Annotated in this window: 10 protein-coding genes; 7 read left to right on the forward strand and 3 right to left on the reverse strand. The window is 61.4% G+C overall.

Annotated elements, in window-relative coordinates; translation table 11 throughout:
- The first annotated feature begins 108 nt into the window (after positions 1 to 108).
- Both HX793_RS00295 and HX793_RS00300 read left to right on the forward strand, forming a co-directional pair.
- Positions 109 to 2,517, forward strand: a complete 2,409-nt coding sequence (locus tag HX793_RS00295; protein ID WP_177050581.1) for a glucose/quinate/shikimate family membrane-bound PQQ-dependent dehydrogenase — start codon at positions 109 to 111, stop codon at positions 2,515 to 2,517.
- Between the two features lie 56 nt (positions 2,518 to 2,573).
- Positions 2,574 to 3,839, forward strand: coding sequence for a carbohydrate porin (locus tag HX793_RS00300; RefSeq protein ID WP_177095375.1), 1,266 nt, complete (start codon positions 2,574 to 2,576; stop codon positions 3,837 to 3,839).
- Here HX793_RS00300 and HX793_RS00305 read toward each other — a convergent pair.
- The gene (locus tag HX793_RS00305; RefSeq protein ID WP_177061279.1) at positions 3,836 to 5,011 is read right to left on the reverse strand and encodes a XylR family transcriptional regulator; all 1,176 of its coding nucleotides are present in this window, start codon (positions 5,009 to 5,011) and stop codon (positions 3,836 to 3,838) included. The two genes, HX793_RS00300 and HX793_RS00305, sit on opposite strands and share 4 nt — an antisense overlap.
- Positions 5,012 to 5,149: 138 nt before the next feature.
- Here HX793_RS00305 and xylA point away from each other — a divergent pair, with 138 nt between their 5' ends.
- From xylA to HX793_RS00325, 4 genes are all read left to right on the forward strand, one after another.
- Positions 5,150 to 6,466 (forward strand): xylose isomerase, encoded by a 1,317-nt coding sequence (xylA, locus tag HX793_RS00310; RefSeq protein WP_177095377.1) that lies wholly within the window; start codon positions 5,150 to 5,152, stop codon positions 6,464 to 6,466.
- Between the two features lie 150 nt (positions 6,467 to 6,616).
- Complete coding sequence (gene xylF, locus HX793_RS00315) at positions 6,617 to 7,615, forward strand: D-xylose ABC transporter substrate-binding protein (RefSeq protein ID WP_177095379.1); 999 nt, start codon at positions 6,617 to 6,619, stop codon at positions 7,613 to 7,615.
- 129 nt (positions 7,616 to 7,744) lie between these two features.
- Positions 7,745 to 9,292 carry a D-xylose ABC transporter ATP-binding protein gene (gene xylG, locus HX793_RS00320; protein WP_177095381.1) on the forward strand — a complete coding sequence of 516 codons (1,548 nt, stop codon included), beginning with the start codon at positions 7,745 to 7,747 and terminating at the stop codon, positions 9,290 to 9,292.
- Positions 9,293 to 10,429: a sugar ABC transporter permease gene (locus tag HX793_RS00325; protein ID WP_177050588.1), complete on the forward strand. Its 1,137-nt coding sequence runs from the start codon at positions 9,293 to 9,295 to the stop codon at positions 10,427 to 10,429.
- Between the two features lie 44 nt (positions 10,430 to 10,473).
- Here HX793_RS00325 and HX793_RS00330 read toward each other — a convergent pair whose 3' ends face one another.
- A complete protein-coding gene (locus HX793_RS00330; protein WP_256348258.1) occupies positions 10,474 to 10,806 on the reverse strand; it encodes a hypothetical protein in 333 nt (110 codons plus the stop codon).
- Between the two features lie 344 nt (positions 10,807 to 11,150).
- On the reverse strand, positions 11,151 to 12,650 hold the full coding sequence (locus tag HX793_RS00335) for a CoA-acylating methylmalonate-semialdehyde dehydrogenase (protein WP_025999885.1): 1,500 nt from the start codon (positions 12,648 to 12,650) through the stop codon (positions 11,151 to 11,153).
- Between the two features lie 109 nt (positions 12,651 to 12,759).
- Here HX793_RS00335 and HX793_RS00340 point away from each other — a divergent pair, with 109 nt between their 5' ends.
- The gene (locus tag HX793_RS00340) at positions 12,760 to 13,701 is read left to right on the forward strand and encodes a LysR family transcriptional regulator (RefSeq protein WP_177050594.1); all 942 of its coding nucleotides are present in this window, start codon (positions 12,760 to 12,762) and stop codon (positions 13,699 to 13,701) included.
- The last annotated feature ends 75 nt before the right edge of the window (positions 13,702 to 13,776 follow it).

A 13,776-nucleotide genomic window follows, 5' to 3' on the forward strand; every position in this document is an offset into this window, starting at 1 on the left:
CATCATCGCAGCACCTGTAATAGTCTATTGCAGGACTCTAATGTACTAACCAGTTACTTATCTTGCTAAAATCGCGTCTTTGCCCTCTCACATTCGAGTCCTTTCGACATGAAACGAGCATCGCGCGCCGCTGGCGCCTCTAGATTCTTACTGCTGGGCCTGGGCGTGATCATCGCCCTGCTCGGCCTCGCGCTGGCCATTGGCGGCGTCAAACTGGTCAGTCTGGGAGGTTCCTGGTACTTCCTGATCGGCGGCGCAGTCATGACGATTGCCGGCCTGTTGATCGCCGGGCGCAAGCCAGCCGGTGCCTGGTTGTTCGCCGCCTTTCTGATCGGCACGGCCATTTGGGCCGTGGCGGATGTGGGCCTGGTGTTCTGGCCATTGTTCTCCCGCGTGTTCATGTTCGCGGCCATCGGCATGGTGGTGGCGCTGGTGTACCCGTTGCTCGTCAACCGGCCTGCACGTGGCGCCTATGCGGTGGCTGGCGTACTGGCGTTGGGCGTCGCAGTCGCGGCCGGCAATATGTTCGTCGCCCACCCGAGTGTGGCGCCTACCGGTGCCGGCCCTGGCATCACCCCGGTGGCTGCGGCCGACGCGCAGAAAGACTGGGCGCATTACGGCAACACCGAAGGTGGCAGCCGCTTCGCCGCGCTGGACCAGATCAACCGTGAGACGGTCAATAAGCTCAAAGTGGCCTGGACCTATCACACCGGCGACGTCGCGATCAGCGACGGCAACGGTGCCGAAGACCAGCTGACGCCCCTGCAGATCGGCAACAAGGTGTTCATCTGCACACCCCACAACAACCTGATCGCCCTGGACGCCGACACCGGCAAAGAGCTGTGGAAGAACGAGGTCAACGCCAAATCGGCGGTGTGGCAGCGTTGCCGTGGCATGGCCTATTTCGACGCCACCGCGCCGATTGCCCAACCCACCCAACCCAACAGCTCACCGATCATTGCCGCCAGCGTTCCAGCCGGCGCGCAATGCCAGCGTCGTCTGCTGACCAACACCATCGACGCGCGCCTGATCGCCGTGGATGCCGACACCGGCAAATTCTGCGAAGACTTCGGCACCCACGGCCAGGTGGACTTGAAAGCCGGCCTGGGTAACGTCCCGGACAGCTACTACCAGCTGTCTTCCGCGCCACTGATCGCCGGCACCACCGTAGTGGTAGGTGGCCGCGTGGCCGACAACGTGCAAACCGACATGCCCGGCGGCGTGATCCGTGGCTTTGACGTGATCACCGGCCAGATGCGCTGGGCTTTCGACCCGGGCAACCCGGAAGACAAAAAAGCCCCGGCCGACGGCAGCACCTACGTGCGCAGCACGCCGAACAGCTGGGCGCCAATGTCCTACGACCCGCTGATGAACACGGTCTTCCTGCCGATGGGCAGCTCGTCCACCGACATCTACGGCGTGGAACGCACCCAGCTCAACCACAAATACGGCGCTTCGGTGCTGGCGCTGGACGCCTCCACCGGCGCAGAGAAGTGGGTATACCAGACCGTCCACAACGACCTGTGGGACTTCGACCTGCCGATGCAGCCAAGCCTGATCGACTTCACGCCACCGGGCAGCGACAAAGCCGTGCCTGCGGTCGTGATCGGCACCAAGGCCGGGCAGATCTACGTGCTCGACCGCGCCACCGGCAAACCACTGACGGACGTTAAAGAAGTACCGGTCAAGGCCGCCAACATCCCTAACGAACCCTACTCGCCGACCCAGCCAAAATCAGTGGGCATGCCGCAGATCGGCGCGCAAACCCTGACTGAATCGGACATGTGGGGCGCCACGCCGTTTGACCAATTGCTGTGCCGCATCGACTTCAAGGGCATGCGCTACGACGGTCTGTACACCGCGCCGGGCACCGATAAATCCCTGAGCTTCCCAGGCTCCCTGGGTGGCATGAACTGGGGCAGCATTTCCACCGACCCGGTCCACGGTTTCATCTTCGTCAATGACATGCGCTTGGGCCTGTGGATCCAGATGGTGCCGTCGCAGAACAAGGCCCAGGCCGCGTCCGGTGGCGAAGCGCTGAACACCGGCATGGGCGCCGTGCCGCTCAAGGGCACGCCGTATGCGGTGAACAAAAACCGCTTCCTGTCGGTGGCCGGCATTCCGTGCCAGGCGCCGCCGTTCGGCACCCTGACCGCGATCGACATGAAGACGCAACAGGTCGCCTGGCAAGTGCCGGTCGGCACCGTGGAAGACACCGGTCCGCTGGGCATTCGCATGCACCTGCCGATCAAGATCGGCCTGCCAACCCTCGGCGGCACCCTGTCGACCCAGGGCGGCCTGATCTTTATCGCCGGCACCCAGGATTTCTACCTGCGCGCCTTCAACAGCGGCAACGGTGATGAAGTCTGGAAAGCCCGCCTGCCCGTGGGCAGCCAAGGTGGCCCGATGACTTACGTGTCGCCGAAAACCGGCAAGCAATACATCGTCATCACCGCCGGCGGCGCACGCCAGTCCACCGACCGTGGCGACTACGTGATCGCCTACGCCCTGCCATAACCCCTGTTCGCGCGGCGCCTCCCCCGGCGCCGCGCCTTCTGCCTGGAAGAACCCGCATGACCCCCACTTCTCCTATTCCCCTTGGGCGCCTGTTGCTGGGCCTGGCCCTGGGTGCCGCACTGCCTGTGCAAGCCGATGACACCAGCCTGACCGGCGACTGGGGCGGCCTGCGCCGTGAACTCGACGCGCAAGGCATCCGCTTTACCGGCGACTACAGCGGCGAAACCGCCTACAACGCCCACGGCGGCCAGCATCGCTCAGCGCGCTACTCGCAGAATCTCAAGCTCGGTGTGCAGTTCGACCTGGGCAAGCTCTACGGTTTCAACAATGGTGATCGCATTCAGGTCACTATCAACGACCGTCGCGGCAACAGCGCTTCCGAGGATTTGGTGGGCAACCGCCTGCCAATCCAGGAAAACTACGGCGGCCTCTACACGCGCCTGACCGAGTTGAGCTACGAGCGCACGCTGTTCACGCCGGCCCTCAACGTCAAGCTTGGCTACATGGCGATGGGCAATGACCTCGGCGGCTTGGACAGCGGCATTCTGTGCAACTTCATGAACGCCGGTTTCTGCGGGCACCCGCTGAACATGTCTGGCGGCAGCGGCTGGACCAACTACCCGAATGCGCGCCTGGGCGCGCGGGTGAAATACGACTTCGCCCCCCACTGGCAACTGCGCGTCGCCGCGTTCAACGTCGACCCGCAGAGCAACGGCAATTCCAGCCGCGCCTGGAAACTGAGCCCCAAACACACCACCGGCACCGTGGTGCCGATCGAGCTGGTGTACAAACACGCCGGCAGCCTGCCGGGTGAATACAAGCTGGGCTATTACTACGACAGCTCCGACGTGAAACGCATCGGCAGCAGCAAGGAGGTCAGTGGTCGCGGCGGTCACTACCTGCTGATCGACCAGGCCGTTTGGGCTTCCGACTCCTCCGCTGGCCGCTTGCTGCACGCCTTCGGCCAATACTCCGCCGCCAGTGAAGCGGCCTCGCCGTTCAGCAAGTGGTATGGCGCGGGCGTGGTGCTGTACAAACCGTTCGAAGGCCGGCCGCGTGACACCCTGGCCCTGGGTTATGGTCGCGCCGTGCCCAACCCGCGCAGCCGCGAGGTGCAGGAATTGGCCGCGTTCAACGCCGGTAACGACTATCCCAACCTGAACAATGCAGAACAGCTGATCGAACTCAGCTACGGCTACCAGGCCACGCCCTGGCTGACCCTGCGCCCGGATGTGCAATACATCATCGAGCCGGGGGCGTTCTCAGGCGAGAACATCGACAACGCGCTGGTGCTGGGCTTGCAAGTCAAGGCCGTGTTCTAGGCCTCACTCTGCTGATACTCGCGTGGCGTACATCCAAACTCGCGGCGGAACACCGTGTGCAGGTACTGCGCGGACTTGAAGCCGCAGCTTTGCGCAATATCGGCAATCGCCAGGGCCTGGTTCTGCAGGCCCTTGGCGGCCGCGGCGAGTTTGAAGCGCAGGATCTCGTCATGCACGCTGCACCCGCGCTCCTTGCGAAAATGTGACTCCAGGGATGAACGCGATATCCCCACATACCCCGCCACCTGAGCCGTCTTGATACCCTGGCACGCGTACTGCCGGATAAACAACAGCGCCTGCATCACATACGGATTGCCCAAGGGCTGATGCAGGCTGGACGCTTGCACATTGATTGCCTCCGGCGGCACCAGGATCTGCTCCGCCTTACAAGGCTTGCCGTGCAACATCTGATGCAGCAACGCGGCGGCGGTACGGCCCATGGTTTCGGTACCCTGGATCACCGAACTCAACGGCACCCGTGTGAGGGTTCGGGTCAGCGGATCATTGTCGATGCCGATCAGCGCCACCTCCTCCGGCACGGCAATCCCTGCCGTGAGACACGCTTGCAGCAACTGCCGCGCGCGGGCGTCGGTGACGGCGATGATGCCGATGGGTTTTGGCAGGCTGTGCAGCCAGGCGATTTGCTGTTCGACGGCGCTGTCCCACAGCGGCGCACTGGTGCCCAACCCACGATAGACCTCGACCTGCAAACCGTCCCGTTGCAGCAGGCGGCGAAAGGCTTTTTCGCGCTCCTGGGCCCAGCGATTGGCCTGGGCTTCGGGCAGGCTGAAACAGGCAAACCGGGTCAGGCCGGCCTCGATCAAATGCTCGTAGGCCAACTTGATCAACGCATAGTTGTCCGTGGCCACGTAGGGAATGCCTTTGGGATAGGCGCGCACATCCTCGTAGGAACCACCGACCGCTACCACCGGTACCTTGCTTGCGGCCAGCGCCTCGCCGATCAGCGGGTCGTCGAAGTCGGCAATGATACCGTCGCCCTGCCAGCGCTCGATGCCTTTAAGACGGCACAGAAAGTCTTCTTCCAGGAACAAGTCCCAGGACGCGCGAGTGCTGCTCAGGTAGTTGCCGATGCCGGCGATGATGCCTCGGTCGTAGATTTTGCTGCCGTTGAACAGCAAGGCAATGCGGTGCACGGGCGGTAAGGTTTTCATTGTTGTTGTCCTGGGCCGGTCAAAACAGCCTAGCCCCTGCCACGCAAAATCGCACCGCCTCTTGGTGATTTTCGTAATCGGCAGGCCGCACGCCGTTGCTAGTATCGAGCCACCGCCAAGAACAATAAGGAAAACGCCATGCCGTACTTCCCCGGTGTCGAGAAGGTTCGCTTCGAAGGCCCCAACAGCGATGCTCCCCTCGCCTTTCGCCATTACGATGCCAACAAGCTCATCCTCGGCAAACCCATGCGCGAACACTTGCGCATGGCGGCCTGTTATTGGCACACCTTCGTGTGGCCGGGGGCGGATATGTTCGGGGTGGGCACCTTCAAGCGGCCGTGGCAGCGCAGCGGCGACCCGATGGAATTGGCTATCGGCAAGGCAGACGCCGCCTTCGAATTTTTCTCCAAGCTGGGCATCGACTACTACAGCTTTCACGACACGGACGTCGCCCCCGAAGGCAACTCGCTCAAGGAATACCGCCACCACTTTGCGCAGATGGTCGATCACCTGGAGCGCCATCAAGAACAGACCGGGATCAAGTTGCTGTGGGGCACCGCGAACTGCTTCAGCAACCCGCGCTTTGCCGCCGGTGCCGCCAGCAACCCGGACCCGGAGGTGTTCGCCTACGCCGCGGCCCAAGTTTTCAGCGCGATGAATGCGACCCTGCGGCTCAAGGGCGCCAACTATGTGCTGTGGGGTGGCCGCGAAGGTTATGAAACCCTGCTCAACACCGACCTCAAGCGCGAGCGCGAACAGCTCGGGCGCTTCATGCGCATGGTGGTGGAACACAAGTATAAGATCGGCTTCAAGGGCGACCTGCTGATCGAGCCCAAGCCCCAGGAACCGACCAAGCACCAATACGATTACGACAGCGCCACCGTGTTTGGCTTCCTGCATGAATACGGCCTGGAACATGAGATCAAGGTAAACATCGAGGCCAACCACGCGACCCTGGCCGGGCACAGCTTTCATCATGAGATTGCCACTGCCGTGTCCCTGGGGATCTTCGGCAGTATCGACGCCAACCGGGGCGACCCGCAGAACGGCTGGGATACCGACCAGTTCCCTAACAGCGTCGAAGAGATGACCCTGGCCACCTATGAAATCCTCAAGGCTGGCGGGTTTAAGAATGGCGGCTATAACTTCGACTCCAAGGTGCGTCGCCAGAGCCTGGACGATGTGGACTTGTTCCACGGGCATGTGGCGGCCATGGATGTGCTGGCCCTGGCACTGGAACGCGCGGCGGCGATGGTCGAGAACGACCGGTTGCAGCAGTTCAAGGACCAGCGCTACGCCGGCTGGCAGCAACCCTTGGGCCAGGCCGTGCTGGCCGGTGAGTTCAGCCTGGAATCACTGGCTGAGCATGCGTTTGTCCATGAGTTGAACCCGCAGGCGGTGAGTGGTCGGCAGGAGATGCTGGAAGGCATCGTCAACCGGTTCATTTACACGTAAACACCCTGTAGGAGCGAGCTTGCTCGCGAAGAACGTCAACGATAACGCAGCACCATCAGGTAGCCCGTGTCGCCTATGCGCTTCTCGCGAGCAAGCTCGCTCCTACAATCACGCTGTGTCTTTCCAACAACAATAAAAGGACGCACCACCATGAAGTCATTCACACGTACCCTGCTCGCCACTGCCCTGGCCCTGCTCGCCCTGCCCGTCATGGCCGACTCAGCCCACCCGAAAATCGGCTTCTCCATCGACGACCTGCGCCTGGAACGCTGGTCCCGCGACCGCGACTACTTCGTCGCCGCCGCAGAAAAACTCGACGCCAAGGTCTTCGTGCAGTCGGCCGATGCCAACGAGCAGAAGCAGATTTCCCAAATCGAAAACCTGATCTCCCGTGGCGTGGACGTGATCGTCATCGTGCCGTTCAACGCTACCGTGCTCACCAACGCCGTCGCCGAAGCCAAGAAGGCCGGGATCAAGGTGGTGTCCTATGACCGCCTGATTCTCAACGCGGACATCGACGCCTACATCTCCTTCGATAACGAAAAAGTCGGCGAAATGCAGGCCAGCGGTGTGTTGCAAGCGGCGCCCAAGGGCAACTATTTTCTGCTCGGCGGCGCGCCCACCGACAACAACGCCAAGGTACTGCGCGAAGGCCAGATGAAGGTGTTGCAACCGGCCATCGACAAAGGCGATATCAAGATCGTAGGCCAGCAGTGGGTCAAGGAGTGGAACCCCACCGAAGCCCTGAGCATCGTCGAAAACGCCCTGACCCGGAACAACAACAAGATCGATGCCATCGTCGCCTCCAACGACGCCACTGCCGGCGGCGCGATACAGGCCCTGGCCGCGCAGAAACTGGCGGGCAAGGTGCCGATCTCCGGGCAGGACGCCGACCTGGCCGCAATCAAGCGCGTGATCGACGGCACCCAGACCATGACCGTGTACAAGCCGCTCAAGCTGATCGCTTCGGAAGCTGCCAAGCTCTCGGTGCAACTGGCGCGCAATGAGAAACCCACCTACAGCTCGCAATACGACAACGGCAGCAAAAAGGTCGACACCATTCTGCTCACGCCGACACCGTTGACCAAGGCCAATATCGATCTGTTGGAAAAGGACGGGTTCTACACCAAAGAGCAGATTGGCCTGTAGGAGCTGGCTTGCCAGCGAAGACCGTCAACGAAAACGCCGGAAGCCTGAATACACGCGGTGACTTGACGGTTTTCGCGAGCAAGCTCGCTCCTACAGTAACGTCGTCAGCCCTTTGTGTGAGCCATGGTCATGTCCGACTACCTGCTGCAAATGAATGGCATCGTCAAAACCTTTGGCGGTGTCAACGCCCTCAACGGCATCGACCTCCAGGTGCGGCCGGGGGAATGCGTGGGCCTGTGCGGCGAGAACGGTGCGGGCAAGTCCACCTTGATGAAGGTGCTGTCGGCGGTCTATCCCCACGGCACCTGGGAGGGCGAAATCCTCTGGGACGGTCAGCCTCTCAAGGCCCACTCCATCAGCGAAACCGAGGCCGCCGGTATCGTGATCATCCACCAGGAACTGACCCTGGTGCCCGACCTGTCGGTGGCCGAAAACATCTTCATGGGCCATGAACTGACGTTGCCGGGCGGGCGCATGAACTACCCGGCCATGTTCCACCGCGCCGAAGCGCTGATGCGTGAACTCAAGGTGCCGGACATGAACGTGGCACTGCCGGTGTCGCAGTACGGCGGCGGCTACCAGCAACTGGTGGAAATCGCCAAGGCCCTGAACAAGCAGGCGCGGCTGCTGATTCTCGACGAGCCCTCCTCGGCCCTGACCCGCTCGGAAATCGAGGTACTGCTGGACATCATCCGTGGCCTCAAGGCCAAGGGCGTGGCCTGCGTGTACATCTCCCACAAGCTCGATGAAGTGGCGGCAGTGTGCGACACCATCGCAGTGATCCGCGATGGCAAGCACATCGCGACCACGGCCATGGCCGACATGGACATCGCAAAGATCATCACCCAGATGGTCGGCCGCGAGATGAGCAACCTCTATCCCACCGAGCCCCACGCGGTGGGCGAAGTGATTTTCGAGGCGCGCAACGTCACCTGCCATGACGTCGACAACCCCAAGCGCAAGCGCGTGGACGATGTGTCCTTTGTGCTCAAGCGCGGGGAAATCCTCGGCATTGCCGGGCTGGTCGGCGCCGGGCGAACGGAACTGGTGTCGGCGCTGTTCGGCGCCTACCCCGGCCGCTACAGCTGCGAAGTGTGGCTGGACGGCCAGGTGATCGACACGCGCACGCCGCTCAAGTCGATCCGCGCCGGGCTGTGCATGGTGCCCGAGGATCGCAAGCGCCAGGGCATCATCCCCGACCTCGGCGTGGGCCAGAACATCACCCTGGCGGTGCTCGACACTTACGCCCACCTGAGCCGCATCGATGCCGAGGCCGAACTGGGCAGCATCGACCAGCAGATCGCGCGCATGCACCTCAAGACCGCCAGCCCGTTTTTGCCGATCACCAGCCTCTCCGGCGGCAATCAGCAAAAAGCCGTGCTGGCGAAAATGCTGATGGCCAAGCCCAAGGTGCTGATCCTCGACGAACCCACACGGGGCGTAGACGTCGGCGCCAAATACGAGATCTACAAGCTGATGGGCGCCCTGGCCGCCGAAGGCGTGGCGATCATCATGGTCTCCTCGGAGCTGGCCGAAGTGCTCGGCGTCTCCGACCGCGTGCTGGTGATCGGCGACGGCCAGTTGCGCGGTGACTTCGTCAACAAGGGGCTCACCCAGGAACAGGTGCTCGCCGCCGCGCTTAGCCAACACAACAATAATGATCGGAAGACCGCGTAGATGAATCAGGTCAAACACCTTTTCACCCGCTACAAAATGCTCGCCCTGGTCATCGCAGTGGCGGTGATCTGGGTGTTTTTCAGCTGGCAGACCGAGGGTGGTTTCCTTACACCGCGCAACCTGTCCAACCTGCTGCGGCAGATGTCGATCACCGGGATTCTGGCATGCGGCATGGTGCTGGTGATTATCAGCGGCGAGATTGATCTGTCGGTGGGGTCCTTGCTTGGCTTGCTGGGTGGGTTGGCGGCGATCCTGGATGTGGTTTATCACATTCCATTGCTCGCTAACTTGAGTCTGGTGGCGTTGTGCGGGTTGATGATCGGGTTGGCCAATGGGTACATGACGGCCTATCTGCGCATCCCGTCATTCATTGTCGGCTTGGGTGGGATGCTGGCGTTTCGCGGGATTCTGCTGGGGATTACCGGCGGCACCACCATTGCGCCGGTTTCACCGTCGCTGGTGTATGTGGGCCAGGGGTATCTGCCGCATTCGGTGGGTATTGGGCTCGGTTTTTTGTTGTTTGCGTTGACGTTGTTTTTGACCTGGAAACAGCGGCGCAACCGCGCGCTGCATGGCTTGGCGGCGCATTCCCTGGTGCGTGACCTGGTGCGCGTGGCGGTGATCGGCGCCGTACTGGCCGGGTTCGTCACGACCCTCAACAGCTATGATGGGATTCCCGTCCCCGTCTTGCTGCTGTTGGTGTTATTGGGCGTGTTCAGCTACGTCACCAGCCAGACCGTATTTGGCCGTCGCGTGTATGCGGTGGGCAGCAACATGGAAGCCACGCGTCTATCCGGCATCAACGTACAGGCGGTGAAGTTGTGGATCTTCGGCATCATGGGCGTGATGTGTGCACTCGCCGGTTTGGTCAACACGGCTCGTCTGGCGGCCGGCTCGCCGTCGGCGGGGAGCATGGGTGAGCTGGATGCGATTGCTGCGTGTTTTATCGGCGGCACCTCCATGCGCGGCGGTTCGGGCACGGTGTATGGCGCGTTGCTCGGGGCGTTGGTGATCACCAGTCTGGACAATGGGATGTCGATGCTGGATGTGGACAGCTACTGGCAGATGATTGTGAAAGGCAGCATCCTGGTGCTGGCGGTGTGGGTGGATGTGAGTACGCGCACGGGCAGACGCTGACTGCCTGCACTGGCAGGCGGCGTGGTGACGATGAAGACAGCCGACTAAAAAATGTAACAGCTGCTACGGTCTTCATTCTCATAGCGCCACGACTGGATAATGCCCTCACCCGAGACGAGCACGGAATATCGACAGTCGCGGATCCAGGTCACGAAGTAGCGCTGGCTGTCGCCCTCCTTCACTACCTGGTCATAGACCTTTTTCTTGTTGACCGGGGACCAATAGGAATCGCCACAGCCACGGCTGCAATCGTCATAGAGGTGGGCATCGAAGCGTGTGCCGACAAACGCGTTCCTGACGCCCGTCCATGCCGAGTGAGACGGCGCACAGCCCGCCAGCAACGTGGCCAACAAGGCGACACCCATGATTGTTTTCAAAGCGTTCTCCAATGGAGCGGGGCAGGGATCCATTCCCTGCCTGGAAAGTCATTTATACGCTCAGGATTGACAGCAGCGCCCCCGGCAAGGCCAGCAGTGCTCCGAATCTTACTCAGCTCAACGTAGCATTTCCCTAGTGATTGCCTTGACTGTGTTCGCTCGCTGGGTGAGCGTGCCAAGTTCCTCTGAGTAGAGCAAGCGAAGTCAAGACTTGTGCCCGTTCCTGACGCCAATGTGGGAGCTGGCTTGCCTGCGATTGCGGTGTATCAGAACCAAAAAGGTTGACTGACACTCCGCTATCGCGGGCAAGCCCGCTCCCACAGTTGACCGCGTACTGGCGTGAGTTATTTGGAAACCGGCATGGCGAATTCGGCGCCTTGCTCGATGCTCTCCGACCAGCGCTGCATGATCGACTTCTGCTTGGTGTAGAAGCGCACGCCTTCGGTGCCATACGCGTGCATGTCGCCAAACAGGCTCTTCTTCCAGCCACCGAAGCCATGCCAGGCCATCGGCACCGGGATTGGCACGTTGATGCCCACCATGCCCACCTCAATCCGCCGCGCAAATTCACGGGCGATGTTGCCGTCACGGGTGAAGCAGCTCACGCCGTTGCCGAACTCATGATCGTTGACCAGCTTGATCGCCTCGGCAAAGTCATTCACACGCACGCAGGCCAGCACCGGACCAAAGATTTCTTCGCGGTAGATGCTCATTTCCTGGGTCACATGGTCGAACAGCGTCGCGCCCAGCCAGAATCCATTTTCCAGGCCCGCTTCAGTGGGCACGTAGTCACGCCCATCCAGCAGCAACTGCGCGCCGGCTTGCACGCCTTGTTCAATGTAGCCACTGATGCGTTCCAGTGCCGCGCGGGACACGATCGGACCCATCTCGGCTTTCAAATCACGACCGTCGGTGATGCGCAGTTGCTTGGCGCGTTCGGTCAGGGCGGCGATGACTTTGTCGCCCACATCGCCTACCAGCACCGCTACGGAGATGGCCATGCAGCGCTCGCCGGCACTGCCGTAGGCGGCGCCCATCAGGGCATCGACAGTTTTTTCGATGTCGGCGTCAGGCATCACCACCATGTGGTTTTTCGCGCCGCCCAGGCCTTGCACGCGCTTGCCGTTACGGGCACCGGTTTCGTAGATGTATTGGGCGATTGGGGTCGAGCCAACGAAACTCAGGGCCTTGACGTCCGGGTGTTCGATCAGCGCGTCCACTGACTCCTTATCGCCTTGAACCACGTTGAATACACCTTTTGGCAAGCCGGCTTCACGCAGCAGTTCGGCCATGAACAGCGAGGCGCTTGGGTCGGTCGGGCTTGGCTTGAGGATGAAGGTGTTACCCGCTGCGATGGCGATCGGGTACATCCACATCGGCACCATCACCGGGAAGTTGAACGGCGTGACGCCGGCCACTACGCCCAGGGGCTGGCGCATCGTCCAGTTGTCCATGCCACGGGAAACCTGGTCGGAATGCTCGCCCTTGAGCAGGTTGGGGATGCCACAGGCAAATTCGAGAATATCGATGCCTCGGTCGACTTCGCCCTGGGCGTCGGTGAAGACCTTGCCGTGTTCAGCGACGATGATACGCGCCAGGTCGTCCTTGCGTTCACGCAACAGGTGCAGGTATTCGAACAGCACGCGGGCGCGGCGGATCGGCGGGGTATCGGCCCAACCGGCAAACGCGGCCTGGGCGGCGGCGACGGCTTCGGACACGGTCTGGCGGCTGGCCAGGGCGACGCGTCCGGTCTTTTCGCCGGTGGCCGGGTTAAAAACATCCTGATAACGATCATCGCGGGACACGCGTTGGTCGTTGATGTAGTGCTCGATTGTCGTTGTCATGGCAGTAGATCCCAGGTGGGTAGCGTTGGCGATCACGATAGGCTTTCGCTTTGTTCCAAACCAGAGCAGAATCCAGAACTTATTGTCCATAAATGCGAACAATACCAACATGGAAAAGGCTGAAATCGAAGGGCTTTGGACTCACATCCACTGGCTGTCGGTGTTGGAGGAACAAGGCACCTACACCGCTGCTGCCGCGCGTCTGGGCGTGAGCAAGTCCGCCGTAAGCCAGCGTATTTCCGACCTGGAAAAGGCCACCGGCACGCGGCTGGTGACACGCACCACGCGCAGTGTCCGGTTGACCGATGCAGGACTGTCGTTGACCCGCGAAGTGCGCAGCGCTTATGAACAGATCGCCCGCAGCTTCTCGTCAGTGCGTGATTCAGTCGGGGAGATTCGCGGTCTGGTGCGGCTGACAGCGCCTGTCGCGTTTGCTCGTCAGCAACTGGTGCCGCATCTGTCGGAATTTTTGCAGCAGTACCCGCAGGTGCGTATCCAATTGGACGTCTCGGATGCCCTGAGTTCACTGGCGGCCGAGGGCTACGACTTGGCCGTGCGCCACGGTTTCCAGGTGCCGGAAACCCATGTGGCCTGGAAACTGTGCGACACCGGCTCGGTGCTGGTCGCCACCCAGGATTACCTGCAACGCCACGGCGAACCGCGCGAACCCGGTGAGCTGTCCGCCCACAACTGTCTGTTCTATCCACGCGGCACCGACCAGCCTGCCTGGACCTTCGAACGCGGCACTAAACACGTCGAACGCCTCACCGTGCCCATCGCCGGCAGCTTCGCCACCAACAACAGCGAAGCCTTGCGTGACTCGGCGCTCAACCACCTGGGCATCGCCCTGCTGCCAGATTTCAGCGCCTATGCCGCGCTTTCCAGCGGCAAGTTGGTGCAGGTGCTCAAGGGCTGGACGCTCAAGGGGGCGTTTGCCGATGAGATCTATTTGATCCGACCGTACTCGCCGCATGTGCCGAAGGCGGTGAGTGAGCTGGTCAGTTACTTGAAGGGGAAATTGTCCGGCGGTTTTCAATACAAAACCCACTAATGGCCTGATTAAATCAGAAAGAAATGGATCTTTTTGAGGAACCAATTGGCCCGTAGAATGCTCTTGCGGCCACAA

It is taken from the genome of Pseudomonas reactans, from assembly GCF_013387025.1.
GTDB classification, from domain to species: domain Bacteria; phylum Pseudomonadota; class Gammaproteobacteria; order Pseudomonadales; family Pseudomonadaceae; genus Aquipseudomonas; species Aquipseudomonas reactans.

Coding starts and splice junctions, on each gene's coding strand:
- HX793_RS00295 (WP_177050581.1), top strand. CDS start 109: ATGAAACGAGCATCGCGCGCCGCTGGCGCCTCTAGATTCTTACTGCTG.
- HX793_RS00300 (WP_177095375.1), top strand. CDS start 2,574: ATGACCCCCACTTCTCCTATTCCCCTTGGGCGCCTGTTGCTGGGCCTG.
- HX793_RS00305 (WP_177061279.1), bottom strand. CDS start 5,011: ATGAAAACCTTACCGCCCGTGCACCGCATTGCCTTGCTGTTCAACGGC.
- xylA (WP_177095377.1), top strand. CDS start 5,150: ATGCCGTACTTCCCCGGTGTCGAGAAGGTTCGCTTCGAAGGCCCCAAC.
- xylF (WP_177095379.1), top strand. CDS start 6,617: ATGAAGTCATTCACACGTACCCTGCTCGCCACTGCCCTGGCCCTGCTC.
- xylG (WP_177095381.1), top strand. CDS start 7,745: ATGTCCGACTACCTGCTGCAAATGAATGGCATCGTCAAAACCTTTGGC.
- HX793_RS00325 (WP_177050588.1), top strand. CDS start 9,293: ATGAATCAGGTCAAACACCTTTTCACCCGCTACAAAATGCTCGCCCTG.
- HX793_RS00335 (WP_025999885.1), bottom strand. CDS start 12,650: ATGACAACGACAATCGAGCACTACATCAACGACCAACGCGTGTCCCGC.
- HX793_RS00340 (WP_177050594.1), top strand. CDS start 12,760: ATGGAAAAGGCTGAAATCGAAGGGCTTTGGACTCACATCCACTGGCTG.